Source organism: Streptomyces sp. NPDC054783, assembly GCF_053611725.1.
Genome location: NZ_JBSHAY010000003.1, coordinates 216,561 through 233,363, shown reverse-complemented (window position 1 = coordinate 233,363; position 16,803 = coordinate 216,561). Strand labels below are relative to the sequence as shown.

Annotated in this window: 13 protein-coding genes and 1 pseudogene; 6 read left to right on the top strand and 8 right to left on the bottom strand. The window is 73.3% G+C overall.

Going from position 1 to position 16,803, the window contains the following annotated elements; all coding sequences use genetic code 11:
* Positions 1-31: 31 nt before the first annotated feature.
* From metG to ACWGJ5_RS07925, 5 genes are all read right to left on the bottom strand, one after another.
* The gene (gene metG / locus ACWGJ5_RS07945; RefSeq protein WP_453308907.1) at positions 32-1,756 is read right to left on the bottom strand and encodes a methionine--tRNA ligase; all 1,725 of its coding nucleotides are present in this window, start codon (positions 1,754-1,756) and stop codon (positions 32-34) included.
* Positions 1,757-1,902: 146 nt separating this feature from the next.
* The gene (locus ACWGJ5_RS07940; protein WP_453308906.1) at positions 1,903-3,495 is read right to left on the bottom strand and encodes a VWA domain-containing protein; all 1,593 of its coding nucleotides are present in this window, start codon (positions 3,493-3,495) and stop codon (positions 1,903-1,905) included.
* 73 nt (positions 3,496-3,568) lie between these two features.
* Complete coding sequence (locus tag ACWGJ5_RS07935; protein WP_453308905.1) at positions 3,569-5,512, bottom strand: FUSC family protein; 1,944 nt, start codon at positions 5,510-5,512, stop codon at positions 3,569-3,571.
* A gap of 271 nt (positions 5,513-5,783) precedes the next feature.
* On the bottom strand, positions 5,784-6,752 hold the full coding sequence (locus tag ACWGJ5_RS07930; RefSeq protein WP_453308904.1) for a hypothetical protein: 969 nt from the start codon (positions 6,750-6,752) through the stop codon (positions 5,784-5,786).
* A gap of 323 nt (positions 6,753-7,075) precedes the next feature.
* Positions 7,076-7,558 carry a hypothetical protein gene (locus ACWGJ5_RS07925; RefSeq protein WP_453308903.1) on the bottom strand — a complete coding sequence of 161 codons (483 nt, stop codon included), beginning with the start codon at positions 7,556-7,558 and terminating at the stop codon, positions 7,076-7,078.
* Positions 7,559-7,720: 162 nt separating this feature from the next.
* Here ACWGJ5_RS07925 and ACWGJ5_RS07920 point away from each other — a divergent pair, with 162 nt between their 5' ends.
* Together ACWGJ5_RS07920 and ACWGJ5_RS07915 are read left to right on the top strand one after the other, a co-directional pair.
* Complete coding sequence (locus tag ACWGJ5_RS07920; RefSeq protein ID WP_453309166.1) at positions 7,721-8,884, top strand: PP2C family protein-serine/threonine phosphatase; 1,164 nt, start codon at positions 7,721-7,723, stop codon at positions 8,882-8,884.
* 136 nt (positions 8,885-9,020) lie between these two features.
* Positions 9,021-10,298 carry a hypothetical protein gene (locus tag ACWGJ5_RS07915; protein WP_453308902.1) on the top strand — a complete coding sequence of 426 codons (1,278 nt, stop codon included), beginning with the start codon at positions 9,021-9,023 and terminating at the stop codon, positions 10,296-10,298.
* A 6-nt stretch (positions 10,299-10,304) separates the two neighbouring features.
* Here the strand turns inward: ACWGJ5_RS07915 and ACWGJ5_RS07910 are convergent, their stop codons facing one another.
* Positions 10,305-11,549, bottom strand: coding sequence for an amidohydrolase (locus ACWGJ5_RS07910; RefSeq protein ID WP_453308901.1), 1,245 nt, complete (start codon positions 11,547-11,549; stop codon positions 10,305-10,307).
* A gap of 103 nt (positions 11,550-11,652) precedes the next feature.
* Here ACWGJ5_RS07910 and ACWGJ5_RS07905 point away from each other — a divergent pair.
* Positions 11,653-11,709 (top strand): annotated as a pseudogene (locus tag ACWGJ5_RS07905) (hypothetical protein); the annotation flags it as partial.
* Here the strand turns inward: ACWGJ5_RS07905 and ACWGJ5_RS07900 are convergent.
* Entirely contained in the window at positions 11,694-11,879 is a 186-nt protein-coding gene (locus ACWGJ5_RS07900; protein ID WP_453308900.1) for a hypothetical protein, read from the bottom strand. The pseudogene ACWGJ5_RS07905 and the gene ACWGJ5_RS07900 sit on opposite strands and share 16 nt — an antisense overlap.
* Positions 11,880-11,992: 113 nt before the next feature.
* On the opposite strand from ACWGJ5_RS07900, the gene ACWGJ5_RS07895 reads away from it, so the two are divergent.
* A complete protein-coding gene (locus tag ACWGJ5_RS07895; protein ID WP_453308899.1) occupies positions 11,993-13,336 on the top strand; it encodes a tetratricopeptide repeat protein in 1,344 nt (447 codons plus the stop codon).
* A 10-nt stretch (positions 13,337-13,346) separates the two neighbouring features.
* On the opposite strand, the gene ACWGJ5_RS07890 is transcribed toward ACWGJ5_RS07895, so the two are convergent.
* Positions 13,347-14,138, bottom strand: coding sequence for a hypothetical protein (locus ACWGJ5_RS07890; RefSeq protein WP_453308898.1), 792 nt, complete (start codon positions 14,136-14,138; stop codon positions 13,347-13,349).
* A 363-nt stretch (positions 14,139-14,501) separates the two neighbouring features.
* Between ACWGJ5_RS07890 and thrS the strand changes: the two genes are divergently transcribed.
* Positions 14,502-15,737 carry a threonine--tRNA ligase gene (gene thrS, locus ACWGJ5_RS07885; RefSeq protein ID WP_453308897.1) on the top strand — a complete coding sequence of 412 codons (1,236 nt, stop codon included), beginning with the start codon at positions 14,502-14,504 and terminating at the stop codon, positions 15,735-15,737.
* Between the two features lie 78 nt (positions 15,738-15,815).
* A complete protein-coding gene (locus tag ACWGJ5_RS07880; protein ID WP_453308896.1) occupies positions 15,816-16,784 on the top strand; it encodes a nucleoside hydrolase in 969 nt (322 codons plus the stop codon).
* Positions 16,785-16,803 lie beyond the last annotated feature (19 nt).

Sequence of the window (16,803 nt, the reverse complement as noted above, 5' to 3'; positions counted from 1 at the left end):
CTTCCCGGGCCCGCCCCGGCTGCCGGAGCCGTCAGCCCTCCTCGCCGCCGAAGCGCTCCTTGTACGCCGCCAGGTCCTCGTCGGTCAGCTTGGCGAAGAGGACCGGGGGGACCGTGAAGGGCGTGCCGGCGGTGACGGCGGTGAGGGACCTGGCCTCGGCCTCGGTGATCCAGGTGGCGGTGTCGGCCTGGAGGGAGAAGGCCTGGCGCATGGCGGCGGACGTGGCCGGGATCAGCGGCTCGGAGACCACCGCGTACAGGTGGATCAGGTTCATCGCCGTACGCAGGGTGAGGGCCGCGGCGTCCTTGTCCGTCTTGATCTGCAGCCAGGGGGCCTTCTCCTCCAGGTAGGAGTTGCCCGCCGACCACAGGGCGCGCAGGGCCGCGGCGGCCTTGCGGAACTGCAGGGCCTCCATGTGACCCTCGTACTCGGCGAGGAGCTCGGCGATCTGCCCGCCCAGCTTCGTCTCGGCCTCGCCGGGGGTGCCGCCCGCGGGGACCTCCTCGCCGAAGCGCTTCTTCGAGAACGACAGCACGCGGTTGACGAAGTTGCCGAGGGTGTCGGCGAGGTCCTTGTTGACCGTGGCGGTGAAGTGCTCCCAGGTGAAGGACGAGTCGTCCGACTCCGGGGCGTTGGCGATCAGGAAGTAGCGCCAGTAGTCGGACGGGAGGATGTCCAGCGCCTGGTCGGTGAAGACACCGCGCTTCTGGCTGGTGGAGAACTTGCCGCCGTAGTACGTCAGCCAGTTGAAGGCCTTGACGTAGTCGACCTTCTTCCACGGCTCGCGCACGCCCAGCTCGGTGGCCGGGAACATCACCGTGTGGAAGGGGACGTTGTCCTTGGCCATGAACTCGGTGTAGCGGACCGGGTTCTCACCGGAGTCCGCGTCGTACCACCACGACTTCCAGTCCCGGTTCTCCGGGTCCTGGTCGGCCCACTCCTTCGTCGCGCCGATGTACTCGATCGGTGCGTCGAACCAGACGTAGAAGACCTTGCCCTCGGCGGCCAGCTCCGGCCAGGTGTCGGCCGGGACCGGGACGCCCCAGTCCAGGTCCCGGGTGATCGCGCGGTCGTGCAGGCCCTCGGTCAGCCACTTGTGGGCGATGGAGGAGGCGAGCTGCGGCCAGTCCTTGTCATGCCGGGCCACCCACTCGCGGACCTCGTTCTCCAGCTTCGACTGGAGCAGGAAGAGGTGCTTGGTCTCGCGGACCTCGAGCTCCGTGGAGCCGGAGATCGCCGAGCGCGGATTGATCAGGTCGGTCGGGTCCAGCACGCGGGTGCAGTTCTCGCACTGGTCGCCGCGGGCCTTGTCGTAACCGCAGTGCGGGCAGGTGCCCTCGACATAGCGGTCGGGCAGGAAACGGCCGTCGGCGGGGCTGTAGACCTGGCGGATCGCCCGCTCCTCGATGAAGCCGTTCTCGTGCAGCTTGCGGGCGAAGTGCTGGGTGATCTCGCGGTTCTCCGGGGAGGAGCTGCGGCCGAAGTAGTCGAAGGCGAGGTGGAAGCCGTCGTAGACCGCCTTCTGCGCGTCGTGCGCCTGCGCGCAGAACTCGGCGACCGGCAGGCCCTGCTCCTTCGCGGCCAGCTCGGCCGGGGTGCCGTGCTCGTCGGTGGCGCAGATGTACAGGACGTCGTGTCCGCGCTGGCGGAGGTAGCGGGAGTACACGTCCGCCGGGAGCATGGACCCCACCATGTTGCCCAGGTGCTTGATCCCGTTGATGTACGGAAGGGCGCTGGTGATGAGGTGTCGAGCCATCGTGGCTGCTCCCAGGTCGCTGCTTTTCTGCGGTTTCGAACCTTGAAATCGTAGCCGACATGGGTGGGCCGCCCGCTTCCCGTTTTGCAGGGTGGGAAGCGGGCGGCCCGGAGTCACTGACGGTTACGGCCCGTCGTGGGTCCGTGTTACGGGCGCCAGGTGTCGAGGACGCCCTCGTACAGCTCCGCGTCGGTCAGCTCGCGGGGGGTGGGGCCCGCGTGGAAGAAGGACGTGTTGCCGGTCTTCAGCTTGCGGAGGTAGTCGAAGGCCTTGTTGTCGTGCTCTCCGAAGGCGACGAAGGAGAAGAAGACGGCGGGGTGGGTGTCCGCCGCCGTGGTGAGGGCCTGGGTCGCGGGGGTCTTCGCGTCCGGGGCGCCGTCGGTCTGGAAGACGACGACGGCGGGGGTGGCCGGGGTGGTGTCCTTCTCGTACGCGTCGTAGTGGGCGAGTACGGCCTCCACGGCGGCGTGGTAGCTGGTACGGCCCATGCGGCCGAGGCCGGCGTGCACGTCGTCGATCTTCGTCTCGTGGTCCGGGGTGAGGGTGAGGTCGGCGGTGCCGTCGATCTCCGTGGAGAAGAAGACGGTGTGGACCGTGGCCTCGGGGTCCAGGTGGGCGGCGAGGGCGAGGGTCTGGTCGGCGAGGGCCTGGGCGGAACCGTCCTTGTAGTACGGCCGCATGCTCGCGGAGCGGTCGAGGACGAGGTAGACCTTGGCGCGGGTGCCGGTGAGGTCCTTCTCCTTCAGGGTGGCCGTGGCGGCCTTGTAGGCGGTGGCGAGGGAGGGGGTGCGGGACCTGACCTTGGCGAGGGTGGTGGCGGGGGTCTTCGGCGTGGGGGTCGGGTCGGCGCTGGCCTCGGCTTCGCCTTCGGCGTCGGTGTTCCCATCCGCACCACCCGTGCGGGTCGCCTCCGGCGTGGGGGTCGGGTCGGCGTTCGCCTCGGCTTCGCCTTCGGCGTCGTCGTTCCCACCCGCACCCCCCGTGCGGGTCTCGTCGTCGGCTGCGGGTGGCGCCTGTGGGGTGTCCTCGCCGTCGGCGGCTTGCGGGGCCGTCGTCTCGTCGGACGCGGTCGGCTCCTCGGCTTCAGCCGTCTCCTCGACCTGAGGCTCGGTCTGCTCGTCGGTGTCGGCTGTTTCCGTGGCCTCCGGCTTGGCCGGCTCGTCGGTGTCGGCTGTTTCCGTGGCCTCCGGCTTGGCCTGCTCGTCGGTGTCGGCTGTTTCCGTGGCCTCCGGCTTGGCCGGCTCGTCGGTGCCGGCTGTTTCCGCGGCCTCCGGCTCGGTCTGCTCGTCGGCTTCGGCTGTCTGGGCGACCTGCGGCTCGGCCTCCGGCGTGGTGTCCGCTTCGGTCGGCTCCTCGGGCTCGGCCTTCTCGGTGACCGGCTGCTCGGACTCGGCGTTGTTCTCCGGCTCCGGCTCCGGCTCCGGCTCCGCGGTGTTCTTCGTGGGCTCCGGCTCCGGCTCCGGCTCCGCGGTGTTCTTCGTGGGCTCCGGCTCCGGCTCCGGCTCGTCCTCCGTCGGGTCCGCCGGGTGGGGGACCTTCACCTTGTCGAAGGCCGCTGCCACCAGGTCGTGTTCCGAGGAGGAGGAACGGCGGGGTTCAGGGACCGTGGGGTCGGCCGCAGTGGGCGTGGGCTGGGAGGTTTCCGGTTGCGCCGGCAGGCGGTCCGCACCCTCCGCCTCGATGGCGCGTCCCTTGCGGGAGCGGCTGAATGCGTTCCGCAGGAGAGTGAGAATGCCCATGTGTGCAACCCTTCGCGTGAGTTGATCCACGTCGATCCCTGGCCAGGACGGACACGTAAGGTTAGCGAAGCGCTCAGTGGGGGGAAGCGATCGACCGGGCCGCCGCGACCTCCTGGCGCAGGGGCTCCAGGACGCTGCCTGCCGGACCGGTGAGGTCCGTGCGGACCGGGATGAGGATTTCCGCGTCCCGTACGCCCTCCGACAGCTCCCGGAGCTGCAGCACCACCTGGGCGATCTCGGCCGGGGCCGGGGGCGGTGCCCCGTGCCGTACGCGGACACGCGCGGCCGTGGTCGCGTCGACGATCCGTTCCACCGCGACGACCAGCGGCCACCACGCGGCGGCGCGGCGCCCGGTCGGCGGCGGTTCGGTCAGGGCCCGCTGGAACTCCGTACGGATCACCGACAGGTCGCGGTAGAGGCGTCGGCGCATGCGGGCCCGGGCGGCGGGGTCCCCGTCGGCGGCGAACGCCGTCTCCACGTACCGCGCCGTGTCCGCCACCGCGTCGGCCAGGCGGTCGCCGACCCTGGTGCGCCAGCTCTCCGGCCAGAGCAGGTAGCCGGCTGTCAGCGCGATCGCGCAGCCCAGGAGTGAGTCCGTCAGGCGGGGGAGCAGCAACGCCGTGCCCTGGTGGTTCAGGATGTCCGACAGGAGGAGGATCACCGGGGTGATCGCTGCCGTCTGGTAGCCGTAGCCCCGGGGGGTCAGCGCCGGGATCAGGGGGGCCAGGAGCAGCATCACGAGGACGTCCCACCAGCCCAGCGGGACCTCCGCAAGGACCACCGCCGCGATCAGCAGGCCCGCCACCGTGCCGAGGGCGCGCAGCAGGGCGCGGGAGAAGACCGAGCCGAAGTCGGGCTTCAGGACGAAGGTGATCGTCAGGGCCACCCAGTAGGAGCGGGGAACGGGGATCAACGACACCAGGGCCTGGGCGATGCCGATGCAGACCGCGAGGCGCAGGCCGTAGCGCCAGGAGTTGGCCGAGAGGACGACACTGCGGGCCGCTCTGGCCGTTCGGATGCCCAGTGCCGCCGGGCGGCCCAGCCGGTCGTCGATGCCCCGGGGGTCCACGTCGGGGGCCGTCACCACCTCGGCCGTGTGGCGCAGGGCGTGGTCCACCGCCCGGGCCGTCTCCGTCGTCGGCACCGGGAGGTCCAGGGCTGTCGGGCCCGTGCAGCCCGTCTCGACCGCCTGGGCCAGGTGACGGACCGCCTCCGGGATCCGGGCCGACAGCGGGCGGCCCGCCAGGTGGGCCGCGGGGGCCGCCTCCACCACCGGGATGACGGCGTTCAACTGGGCCAGCAGGCGGGTGAGTTCGCGGCTGCGGCCGTGGTGGCGGGCGCGCCGGGCCAGGATCAGGTCGTAGGACTGGTTGAGGGACTGGGTGACGGACCGGCGGGCCTCGTCGTACTCCTCGGTGCGGTCCGTGCCGGAGACGGCGAGGAGCGTGGCGACGGAGCGGTAGGCGGCCGCCACCGCCGCGCGTTCGGGCACCCCCGAGCGGAACGGCCAGGACAGCAGGGCGAGGAGGAGGACCAGCAGGCCGCCGCCCGTCATCAGGGCCGGGGCCAGCCACCAGGGACGGGGGAGCGGGAGGCCGGCGCCGATCACGCAGTTCAGCAGGAGGAGCAGGCCGGAGACCGAGGCCACCGCGCCGATCGTCGAGATCATGCCGGAGAGCAGGGCGATCCCGGTCACCGCGGCCACCGCGTACCAGCCGTGGCCGTACACCAGCGTGCCCAGCGTCACGCCGACCGCGCCGAAGAGCTGGGGGACGGCGATGTTGAGGATGCGCATGCGGTAGGCGTCGGCGGTGTCGCCGATGACGCCGGACAGGGCGCCCATGGATGCGAGGGCGCCGTAGGCCGGGTAGCCGGTGGCGAGGCCGACCGCCAGGGGGAGCGCCATCGCGACGGCGGCGCGGGCCATGGCGGCCTTGTTGACGGGGGCCTGCTGGGGGCGGAGGTTCCGGACCAGCCAGTCGGGAGGGGTGAGGCCGATGGGGAACTCTCGCGACATGCAGCCATTATCGCCGGTTCGTTCCCGACCGGTCGGAGTCGTCCCAGGTCCGCGCCCTGGTCCGCCCGGAGTCGTCCGGAACGTCCGGAAGTGGGCGCCCGGCGTGGTGAAGTGCGGCGAGAGCAGCACGTGGTCGGCTCCGGCCCGCTGAACACCCCGCACGTATCCACAGGCTGGGGACGGGGCGCGCCGAGGTGCGTGCCGGGGGGCGTCAGACCTGCGCGCGGGTCGTCAGACGTGCGCCCGGGTCGTCAGACGTGCGCCCGGGTCGTCAGGCCTGTGCCCGGGTCGGTGTCTGGGTCGGGGCGGGGGGTGGGGGCGACACCGGTGGGGCGGAGGGGTGGGGGGTGGGGGCGGGTCGGAGCGGGTGCAGACGGCGGGTCAGGGGCAGGTGGCGGGTCAGCCATGCGGTCAGCGCCACCGTGAGGCCCAGGCCGAGCAGTAGCCATGCTGTCGTGCGCAGGGTGCCGGTGAGGGCGTCGTAGACCGCGCCGGCCGCCGGATGGGGCACGTCGGCGGGCAGGCCGGCGAGGGTGAGGCCGCGGCCGACGGCGAGGGCCAGGGCGAGCAGTCCGCCGCCCAGGGCCGTGCCCAGCGCGGTCGCGGCGACGGCGCGCCGGCGGTGGACGGCGAGGGCGATCCCGGTGGCGGCGAAGGCGACGGCCGCCACCGGCAGCCAGAATCCGGCGACTTCGAGCACGTGGAAACCCTTCCGCAAGGAGGTCAGTTCGCCCGCCGGCAGCACGGAGACCGCGGTGTGCTCCACCGGGATCCGTGCGGCGAGCGGCACATGGTCCCGGGTCAGCTGACGCTTGACCTGGTCGGTGACGGCGGCGAGGTCGACGGTGACCGGCCGACCGGCCGCTCCGCCGTCCTCCTCGTCGCGCAGGGCGCGCACGATCGCGTCGTGGGTGACCCGGTTGCCGGTGTCCCAGGCCAGCCGGAAGGCCTCGGTCTGGGTGAAGGAGCGCACCGCGTCGCGCACGAACGGGCGGACGGAGCCGCCCGCCGGACGGACGCCCAGATGCTGGTCCACCGCGTGCAGGATGCCGTCACCGACCGTGTCCACGACGGCCTCCCGTACGTTCGGGTCGGCGGCGAGCGGCGCCATCGTGGTGACGTACCGGCCCGTGTCGACGAGCCCGTACGCCGCCCAGGCCGCCAGCGCGCCGAACGGCGCGAGGAGGCAGGACAGGGCGAGCAGTACGGCCGACAGGGCGCTCCTGAGAGGTGGGGGCACGCTTTCAGACAACGGCCCCGCGGGCGCGTGCGCGAGCGGAGCGCATGCATTCGGGCGAAGGCCCTGACCTCTGTGGAGAACTGACCCGCACCCCTTGGGAGAACTGACCCGCACCCCCTGGCGGAAGCGACCGCACCCCTTGGTGGAACCGGGCACCCCGATCTCCGGTGGAGGCTTCACCCGAACGGGTGTTTCCTGGTGTTGGGGGGAGGAGACCGGTGCAAGGCCGGGGCGAGGGAAGTGGGGAACACGGGGGAGGCGTGGGTCCCGTCCCGCCGGGACCCACGCCCACACCCGCGTGGCCCGCCCGCGGCCCGTGCGGCTCAGCGGACCCGGCGCCCGAACGCGTCCTCGCGCGTGTAGTAGCGGTAGAAGAACGTGCCGAAGGTGCACCCCGCGACGAGCAGCGACATCATCACGGACCGCCAGACCGAGTGCGGCGTCTGGATGTACAGGAAGCCGAACGCGATACCGGTGAACGCCGACCACAGCAGCGCGTGCAGTTCCCGCGACATCCGCGGGGCCAGCCTCAGCAGGGCGATGGACACCACCGCGAAAACCAGCGCGCTGAGCCAGCCGAGCAGCAGGTTCCCGCCGGTGACGGGGCCGCCCTGGCGCGCGTCGGCCGCGACCCAGTAGCCGTAGATCAGGCCCAGTACGACCGGGACGGCGAAGTGCGCGATGCGATGCGTGCGCGCGCCGAAGACATCGGGCGGACGGGTGCGCCGCCCACCGGGAAGCCGTTCTCCGATCTCCCTGCGGCCGGGGCGGGACATGCCGCCGGGCACGGGTGCCGCTTGAGCCATGAGAGCACTCCTCTCTCCTCGCCCCCGCCTTCCAGAGCACACCTGGGCGCAGGGCCCGGCAAGTCGGCCAGGAGAGTGACGGGTGCCCGGATGCGGCGGTTTGTCTCCCGTGTTTCGCTGGGAGAGGCCGAGAGACCTGGAGGGCTGCCCGCCGTGACGGAGATGGAGTACGGGCGGCGGCGCCAGCTGCTGCGCGTACGCGGCCGGAATGTCGCCTGGGTACCGCCCCTGTTACTGCTCGTCGGCATCGTGCTGCTGGACTTCAACACCAGCGAGCGGTTCCGGATCGTCTCCTGGATCGTGCTGGTCCCCGGTACGGCCGCCGCGATCTGCGGGGTGTGGACGACGGTCGTCTTCGCGGTGCTGGCGGTGGTGACGTACGTCGCCGTCGACAGCGCCTGGCCGAGTCAGTACCAGGCCGGTCTCGGCGACTTCGTCCTGGTCGCCGTCGGCGGCGTGCTGGCCGTGGTGGCCTGTGCCGTGCGCCTGCGCAAGGAGCGGCAGACCCTGCACATCCAGGACATCGCCGAGACCACCCGCCGTACCGTGCTGCGCCCACTGCCGCCGCGCTGGGCCGGGCTGGAGCATGCCGGGGTGTATCTGGCGGCGGACGTCGAGGCCCGGGTCGGCGGCGACTTCTACGACATCCAGCCCGGCCCGTACGGCACCCGCCTGTTCGTCGGCGATGTGCAGGGCAAGGGGCTCGGCGCGGTGGAGACGGCCGCGGCGCTGCTCGGCACCTTCCGCGAGGCCGGCTACCACGAGAAGGACCTCGCGACCGTCGCCGAGCGCCTGGAGATCCGGATGCTGCGGCACCGCCGGCACACCACCGCGCTCGGTCGCGACGACGGCGACCGGTTCGCCACAGCCGTGCTGATCGGCTTCCCCGAGGACACCCCGGAGACCATCGAGGTCGTCAACTTCGGCCATGAGGCCCCGCTCGCCGTCGGCCCGGGCGGAGTGCGCGAGCTGCCCAGCGGCGACGGGCTGCCGCTCGGGTTCGCCGACCTGGTCGGCGGTCTGCCGCCCGTGCACCGGGTGCCGCTCGCCGCCGACGAGACCCTGCTGCTGGTCACCGACGGGGTGACCGAGGCACGGGACCGGCGGGGCACCTTCTATCCGCTGGTCCGGGAGCTCGCCCCCGCGGTCGCCGCCGGGACGGGCCACCCCGACCCCGGGCTGCTGGTCCGGCTGGTCCGCGACGGCGTCCTGCGGCACTGTGGCGGCCGGCTGGTCGACGACACCACGGTGTTCGCCGTGCGGCGGGCGCGGGAGGCGGCGCGCGAAGACGGCGAAGACGGCGAAGAGGGACGTTTGCGGTCCTGAGGCTTTCCCGGGGCGCGCGTTTGCAGCCGCAGCGGTTACGGTGCTGGCTGGAGAGCGTGAAGAGCCGACCGGCCTCGGCAGGGTCGGCAGGCCCGACAGGGCTACCAGGCCCGACAGGGCTACAGGGGGAGGACCGATGCCCGGAACCGTGCTGCTGCTCGCGGCCTCGCCGGTGGGCCGGGGGCGCCTGGTGGATGCGGCCGGTGTGCTGCCGGTCCTGGCCGCCGTCGCCCCCGCCGTGCTGTCCGGCACCGACACCGCCAACGTCGTCGAACTCGCCGACCCGCTGGAGCCGCAGGCCGTACTGACCCGGCTGCGCGCCGCCGCGGCCGCGCCCGGGCCGCTGACCCTGTACATCGCCGGACAGCTGCAGTTGGACCGCCGGCAGCGGCTGCCGCATCTGGCGCTGGCGCGCACCACCGCGGCGACCGTGCGCTACACCGCGCTGCCCTGGCACTGGATACGGGAGGAGCTGCGGTTGCGCTCCGCTGCGGACACCGCGCTGGTCGTGGACCTGCACGGGGATGCGGAGGCGTGGCAGTACGTCGCCGAGCGCGGGCTGGACTGCGGTGCCAATGCCGCCGTTTTCGGTCGTGTGGCGCCGGGGGCCGGGCGGCGGGGGGTGGCCGAGCCGGCGTACATGAAGGCGGTGGCGACGCTGTTGCGCAGTGGGCACCGGCCGCCGCTTCCTCGGTTGCACGAGCAGGCGTTGGCTCGGATCGCGGAGTCGAGTGCCGGGCGTGACCTGGTGCTGGCCATTCCCGGGGGCTTCGCCCCCAGACCCCCGTTCGCCCACCCGCCCACTCGTCAAGGTCGGCTGGAAGACCAAGCCCCCACCGTGCCCGGAACCCAGCAGCTCTCGCACGCCCTCGCCCAGGCCCCGCACGCCGCCGGGCAGGTCCCGCCCCCGCACGCCCTCGCCCAGACCCCGCCCCCGCCCGGCAGCGGGCAGCCGTCACACCCCCTCGAGCGAGACTTCCGCGTCGCCGGGCCGGACCCCCACGCCGCCATCAGTGCCGCCGTGCAGGGCGGGCGGCACGGGGAGGCCGATGTGCTTGCCGCTCAGCAGGAGCAGCTTGCCGTGGGTGCCCATGGCGCGGCCTCCGACGAGGCTCTGCACTGGGCCGAAGTCCGGGCGGACCTCGCGATGTTCGCGGGGGACGCGGTGCGCAGTTGCCGGGCCTGGCTCGCCGTGGCCGGGGTGCGGCTGGCCGCCGGGCAGTCGGTGGACGCACCCGCCGTGGAGGCGGCCGTGGACCGGGCACACCATCAGTGGGGCAGGATCACGGCCCCGTCCGACGCCCGTGAACTCGGGCCCGCCCTGGCGGAGTTGCGGCTGCGGGTGCCGGGCCGCCGGCAGGGCGCGCTGGAGAACGTCCAGCGGCAGCTGCGCCAGCTCCAGGCGGCCCGGTAGGTCCCGTCACGCCACCGGCAACAGCGCCAGTGCCCCGGAGACCAGCGTGCGCACGCCGGGCGCGATCACGGACAGGTCGGGTGCGAAGTGCGGGCTGTGGTTGCTGGGTACGGCCGCGAACTTCTCCGGGAAGGTGTCGCCGGGGGCCTGGTCCCACACCTCGGCCGGGGTGGTGGTCACGAACCAGTACGAGTACGGGATGGCCCCGTCGAGCGCCAGCGCGGGGAAGTCCTCGCTGCCCATCGCCGGGCCCGGGTCGAACACCGTGCCGGCGCCGAAGACCTCGCCGTGCACGGCGGCCACCGTGCTGTCGGTGGGCGCGTCGTTCACCGTCACCGGGAAGATGTTGCCGATCGTGATGTCGGGTTCGCGCGGGCATCCGGCGGCCAGGCACTCGCCCCGCGCGATGCGCCGGATCGCGGCCAGCATCCGCTGCCGTACCTCCTCGGACTGGCTGCGCAGGTTCAGCGAGATGCGGGCCTCGGACGGGATGATGTTGTGCCGGGTGCCGGCCTCGAGCCGGCCCACGGTCAGCACGGCGGACTCGCCGGCTGCGAGCTCCCGGGAGACGACCGTCTGGAGGCGGGTGACCAGGTAGGCGGCGGTCACCACCGGATCCACGGTCGCCTCCGGACGCGAACCGTGCCCGCCCCGGCCGTGCACCACGATGTCCACGTCCGTCGCCGCCGACATGATCAGGCCCGGCGCGTGCGGGTACAGGCCCGCCGGGCCGGGAGCGGCATGCTGCCCGAGGAGCACGTCGGGCCGGCCGAACCGCTCGTACAGCCCGTCCGAGACCATCCGGGCCGCGCCCTGCCCGGTCTCCTCGGCCGGCTGCCCCACCACCAGCAGGGTGCCCTGCCAGGTCTCCCGCCCGGCGGCCAGTGCCTCGGCGGCGCCGGTCAGCCAGGTGACGTGCAGATCGTGCCCGCACGCGTGCATCACCCCGTCCGCCTCCGAGGCGTACGGCAGCCCGGTGGCCTCCCCGACCGGCAGCGCGTCCATGTCGCCCCGCAGCAGTACGGTCGGCCCGTCGCCGTTGGCCAGCCGGCCCACGACCCCGGTGCCGCCGACGCCCTCGACGGTCTCGAACCCGGCGCCCTTCAGCCGCCCGGCCAGCGTCCCGGCGGTGCGGTGCTCGCGCAGGGACAGCTCGGGGTGGCGGTGCAGGTCGCGGTAGAGGCCCTCCAGCTCCGCGACCGGGAGGTCGGCGGTCAGGTCCAGGGCCGTTCGGGCGGCGGCAGACGTCATGTCCGGCAGCGTAGGCCTCCGGCGGTGTGGCGAACAGGACCACCTGTACGCAGTCGGGCCGTTACTCTCGGCTACGTGGTGAACCTTCGCGAACTCGATCCGAGTGCCTCGCCGTTGGACGAACGTGCGGTGGCGCAAGTCCTCCTACAGGGGCAGCACCGGAAGCGACTGCGTCGAGGTCGCCCGGGCCTGAGCCGTCGGCCGGGATTCCGCCGCGCGGGCCGGGCCCGCGTTCGCCGCGAGGATCAGGGCTGTCGCGGCGATCAGCGCGGCGGCGACGGCCCTGCGTGCGGTGGTGTTTCCGTAGGGTTCGGATGTACGTCCGGGCACGGTGACCTCGCAACACAACAGCGACGTATTAAGCAGACTTAATCCGCCGTTTAACCTAGGGGCTGAACGGGCCCAACGGCAAGGGGTCCCAGGGCAGTTGGGGGTTCGGCGCGATGCGGGAACGGGACGACCCTGCGGTCATCGGACGGCGCGTACAGCAACTGCGCAACCAGCGCGGGCTCACCCAGCGGCAGTTGGCGGAACCCGCCTACACGCCCGCGTACATCTCCACCCTGGAGGCGGGCCGGGTGCGGGCCTCCGACGAGGCGCTGCGGCACATCGCCGGCCGGCTCGGCGTCGCCTTCGAGGAGCTGGCCGTCGGCCGCCCCGCCCACCTCGCCACCGACGTGCGCCTGCGCCTCACCGAGGCCCAGCGGGTCCTCGCCGACGGCAGGGCCGAGGAGGCCGCCGGACAGTACGCGGCGCTGCTCGCGGAGGCGGAGACCCACGGACTGGGCCGCGAGCAGGCCACAGCCCTGCTCGGCCTGGGTGAATGCGCCCTGGAGACCGGCGAGTTGGACAAAGCGAGGGAGTCCTTCGAGCGCGCCGAGGCGCACCTCGCGGACGACTCCCTCCCGGTGCGTGTACCGGCGGTCCGGGGCCGCGCGGTCGCGCACTACCTGGCCGGTGAACTCCGCTACGCCGTCTACCTGCTGGAATCGACGCTGGACGAACTCAACCGCGGCGGACTGCACGACCCCGACGCCCTGCTCCTGCTCTACGCCAGCGTGATCGGCCCGTACATGGACATGGGCGCGCACGCCCGTGCCGCCCAGGCCGCCGAGCTCGCCCTCGCGCTCGCGCCGCAGGCCGGCGACCCCGCGCTGATCGCCCGGATGCACCGCTCGGTGGCCCGCACGCTGATCGCCGAGGGACGGGTCACCGAGGCCGACGCCTCCCTCGCCAAGGCGGCCGAGCTGTACCGCCGGCTGCGCCTGCGCACGGAGCTGGCCAACTGCCACTGGATGCGCGGCTACGTCTGCGCCCAGAACGGCGACCTGGAGCGCGCCGAGACCGAGTTGCGCCAGGCGCACGCCATGCTCGCCGAGTCCCGGGCCGCCCTGTACCGCAGCCAGGCCGCCGTGGAACTGGCCGACGTGCTGCACCGCCGGGGAAAGTCGGAGGAGTCCGCCGTACTCCTGGAGGGCGTCCTCGGCGACTTCTCCTCCGAGCGCGGCGCGGTGCACGCCGCCGCGGCCCACCGCCTGCTCGGCATCATCGCCGAGGACGCCCGCGACACCGAGGCCGCCGAGGAGCACTACGTCCGCGCGCTCAGCATCCTGGAACGCGCGGGTGCCGCCGGCGACCTGGCCGACCTGTGCCGCCTCCTGGGCGACCTGCTGCGCCGCACGGGCCGTATCGAGGCCGCCCTGGACGCCTACCGCACCGGCCTCGGCCACCGCACGACCCCGGGCACGACGACCCTGGGCCCGGCACCGGCGCAGCCGCCGCTGTAGAGGCCGACGGTCACACCTGCGCCCGCCCCTGCTTGCGGATGTCCGTCAGGCGCAGGGCGCCGATCTGGACGGCGGCCTGGGTCGCGTCGTTCGGGACGTCCCCGAAGCCGCCGTTGGTGAGGGCGAACGCGTCCGGGCCGACCCGGACGGCGGCCACGTCCAGCGTGAGCACGGCGTGCCGGTTGCGGGAATCGGTGGCGGCGAGGCTGACCCGCAGGCCCTGGCGCGCGTCCCCGACCTCCGGCAGCGGGGCGTCGCCGACCTGGACGTCCTCCGTGATCCCGGTCCCCGTGGTGGCCGTGAACCGCGCGCACTGCGCCGGCATCGTCTTCAGCCAGGCGAGGGCCGTGTTCACGTCGGCGGGGCGGCGGGCGGCGATCTGGTAGCGCAGCTGGGCGTCGGTGTCGGTGTTGTCCAGGCCTACGGCGACGCGGGCGGGACCGCCGAGGAGTTCGTCGGTGTAGAGGGCGTCCAGCAGCCGCTGGCACGCGCCGGCCGAGGTGGTCGCCTTCAGCAGCTGGTCCCGCCAGGTGGCCGCCCCGCGGGTCGCCGTCCAGGGGGCGCCGAGGTCGTTCTCGTTGAGGAGCGCGGCCTGCGCCTGCCCGTCGGTGAGGGTGGAGCCGTCGGCCCGCTTGGACGTCTTCGGCGACGGCGACGGCTTGTCGATCGTCGGGAGGGGCGGGGTCGCGGTCTCCGGCTGGTTCAGGGCGAGGGCCGCGCAGCCGCCCATGACGAGGAGACCGGCGACGGTGAGCCAGAGTGGGAGGCCGCGGGGGCGTAGCGCGTCGTGCAGAGAGGTCATCGAGGTGCCTCCGGGGCTGCGGCCGGTGGGGGTTCTGCGAGGGGGTGCCTGCCGGTGGGGTCCTGCTGGTGTGGTGCCTGGTCTCACGGCACCACCGCCCCGACCGGCCCACCAGCGCTCCCGGGCCATCCGGGTGAGTGGCCCGCGGGATCCGGGTGAGTGGCCCGCGGGAATTGCCTCGACCCGCCGCTTCCGCGCCTGTTACGTTCGCCTCATGCAGCGCGCCCAGCAGTGCCCGAAGAGCACGACGACGCCGGAGACCGTCCCGGCGCGCTGACACCTGACCAGCATCGAAGCCCCGGGGCGAACGCCCCGGGGCTTGCGTCTTCCGTGGGCGTTCGCCTCCCGTAGCGAGGAGACCCCATGAACGCCCCACTCCCCGACCACCGCCGGCTCGGCCGCGAGCTCGGTCTGTTCGACACCGACCCGCTGATGGGCGCCGGCCTGCCGTACTGGCTGCCGGACGGCGCGGTCGTACGGCACACCCTGGAGGAGTACATCCGCGAGGCCGAACGCCGGGCCGGCTACCGGCACGTGTACTCGCCCGCGCTCGGCAAACGGGAGCTGTACGAGATCTCCGGGCACTGGGACCACTACAGCGACGACATGTATCCGCCGATGAAGCTGGGCCCCCAAGGGTCCGAGGAGGTCGTGCTGCGGCCCAGCCTGTGCCCCCACCACGCCCTGATCTACCGCTCCCGCTCCCACAGTTACCGGGAACTTCCCCTGCGCATCGCCGAGTTGGGCAGCATGCACCGCGCCGAGCTGTCCGGCGTCCTGGGCGGCCTGACCCGCGTCCGTGCCATCCAGCTCAACGACGCCCACATCTTCTGCACCCTGGACCAGGCGGTTCAGGAGGCCCGGGCCGCGCTGGAGCTGATCGCCCGCGCCTACGCCGACCTCGGCATCGAGGCCGTACGGCACCGGCTGTCCCTGCCCGGACAGGGCGGGAAGTACGTCGCCGATCCGGAGCTGTGGCGCCGGGCCACCGAACTGCTGCGGGAGGTCCTGGACGCTTCCGGCGCGGCGTACGAGGAGGCGGAGGGCGAGGCCGCCTTCTACGGCCCGAAGATCGACGTGCAGATCGCCGACCCGGCCGGCCGCGAGTCCACCCTGTCCACCGTGCAGATCGACTTCCACCAGCCGGCCCGCTTCGACCTGCACTACATCGGCGCGGACGGCGCCAGGCACCGCCCGGTCATGGTGCACCGCAGCATCATCGGCAGCGTCGAGCGGGCCGTCGCCCACCTGATCGAGGCGCACGCCGGCGCCTTCCCGGCCTGGCTGGCCCCGGTGCAGCTGGCCGTCCTGCCGGTCGGCGAGGAGCAGCTGGAGCAGGCGGCGCAGGTCGTGCGCCAGGCTGTGGAGGCGGGCCTGCGGGCCGAGGTCGCGGGTCCGGAGCAGGGCAGCCTCGGCGCCCGGATCCGCGCCGCGCGCCTGGTGCCGTACCAGGCGGTGATCGGAGCCCGTGAGGCCGCGGCGGGCCTGGCCGCCGTACGGCTGCGGGACGGCCGCCGGCCCGGCGAGCTGCCGGTGCCGGAGCTGTTGTCCCGGATCGCCGGGCGGGTGGCCGGACGCGGCACCGCCCTGTGGGAGTGACGGTTACCTGCGGGGGTGAACCGCACCTGTGGGAGCGGCGGTACTGATCTAAGGTCGGCTTGACGGAAGGAGTCCGCCGTGACAGGTCAGCCCATTCCCGTGATCATCGACTGCGACACCGGTGTCGACGACGCCCTCGCCCTGCTGCTCGCCGTGCGCCACCCGGGTCTCGATCTGCGGGCGGTGACCTGCGTGGCCGGGAACACGGACGTCGACGGCGTGGTCCGCAACACCCTGACCGTGCTGGAGCAGGCGGGCGCCCCGGACATCCCGGTGGGCCGGGGCGCCGAACGCCCGCTGATCGAGCCGGCCCGCCCGGCGCAGCACGTGCACGGTTCCGACGGCATGGGCGACCTGGGCCTGCCCGCGCCGAAACGCAGCGCGTCCGAGCTGGACGCCGTAGCCCTTCTGCGCCGCGAGATCCTGGCCTCGCCGCGCCCGGTCACCCTGATCCCCACCGCGCCCCTGACCAACATCGCCCTGCTCCTGCGCACCCATCCGGAGGTGACCCGCAACATCGAGCGGATCGTCTTCATGGGCGGCGCGGTGTCCGTCGGGAACGCCACGCCGGTCGCCGAGTTCAACGTCTGGCACGACCCGGAGGCGGCGGCGGTCCTGCTGACCGCCGGGGTGCCGATCACGATGTACGGCCTCGACGTGTTCATGCAGGTGGTCGTGGACGCGGCGGACGTCCACCGGATGCGCGCGAGCAGCGACCCCGGCACCCGTCTGGCCGGCGAACTCCTCGCGCACCGGCCGGCCGCCCAGGGCGAGGCCCCCGAGGCGGAGGAGGCGGGCGGCCTCGGTGACGCGGGCGCGGTGTGCGCGGTCGCCGACCCGCAGGGCATCACCACCCGCCTGCTGCCCCTCGAGGTCTCCCTCGCCCCCGGCCCGACCCGGGGCCAGACGATCGTCGACCGCCGTCCCCGCCCCGGCGAGTCCGAGATCCACGAGGGCAGGCGCGAACAGGCCCTGGTGGACGTGGCGTTGGAGGTCGACGTGGACCGTTTCGTGAAGCTGTACCTGGAGACGGTGGAGCGCCCGTAGGCGGCGGGGCGGTACCCTC

Coding starts and splice junctions, on each gene's coding strand:
- ACWGJ5_RS07895 (WP_453308899.1), top strand. CDS start 11,993: ATGCGGGAACGGGACGACCCTGCGGTCATCGGACGGCGCGTACAGCAA.
- ACWGJ5_RS07920 (WP_453309166.1), top strand. CDS start 7,721: ATGGAGTACGGGCGGCGGCGCCAGCTGCTGCGCGTACGCGGCCGGAAT.
- ACWGJ5_RS07935 (WP_453308905.1), bottom strand. CDS start 5,512: ATGTCGCGAGAGTTCCCCATCGGCCTCACCCCTCCCGACTGGCTGGTC.
- thrS (WP_453308897.1), top strand. CDS start 14,502: ATGAACGCCCCACTCCCCGACCACCGCCGGCTCGGCCGCGAGCTCGGT.
- ACWGJ5_RS07925 (WP_453308903.1), bottom strand. CDS start 7,558: ATGGCTCAAGCGGCACCCGTGCCCGGCGGCATGTCCCGCCCCGGCCGC.
- ACWGJ5_RS07915 (WP_453308902.1), top strand. CDS start 9,021: ATGCCCGGAACCGTGCTGCTGCTCGCGGCCTCGCCGGTGGGCCGGGGG.
- metG (WP_453308907.1), bottom strand. CDS start 1,756: ATGGCTCGACACCTCATCACCAGCGCCCTTCCGTACATCAACGGGATC.
- ACWGJ5_RS07890 (WP_453308898.1), bottom strand. CDS start 14,138: ATGACCTCTCTGCACGACGCGCTACGCCCCCGCGGCCTCCCACTCTGG.
- ACWGJ5_RS07910 (WP_453308901.1), bottom strand. CDS start 11,549: ATGACGTCTGCCGCCGCCCGAACGGCCCTGGACCTGACCGCCGACCTC.
- ACWGJ5_RS07940 (WP_453308906.1), bottom strand. CDS start 3,495: ATGGGCATTCTCACTCTCCTGCGGAACGCATTCAGCCGCTCCCGCAAG.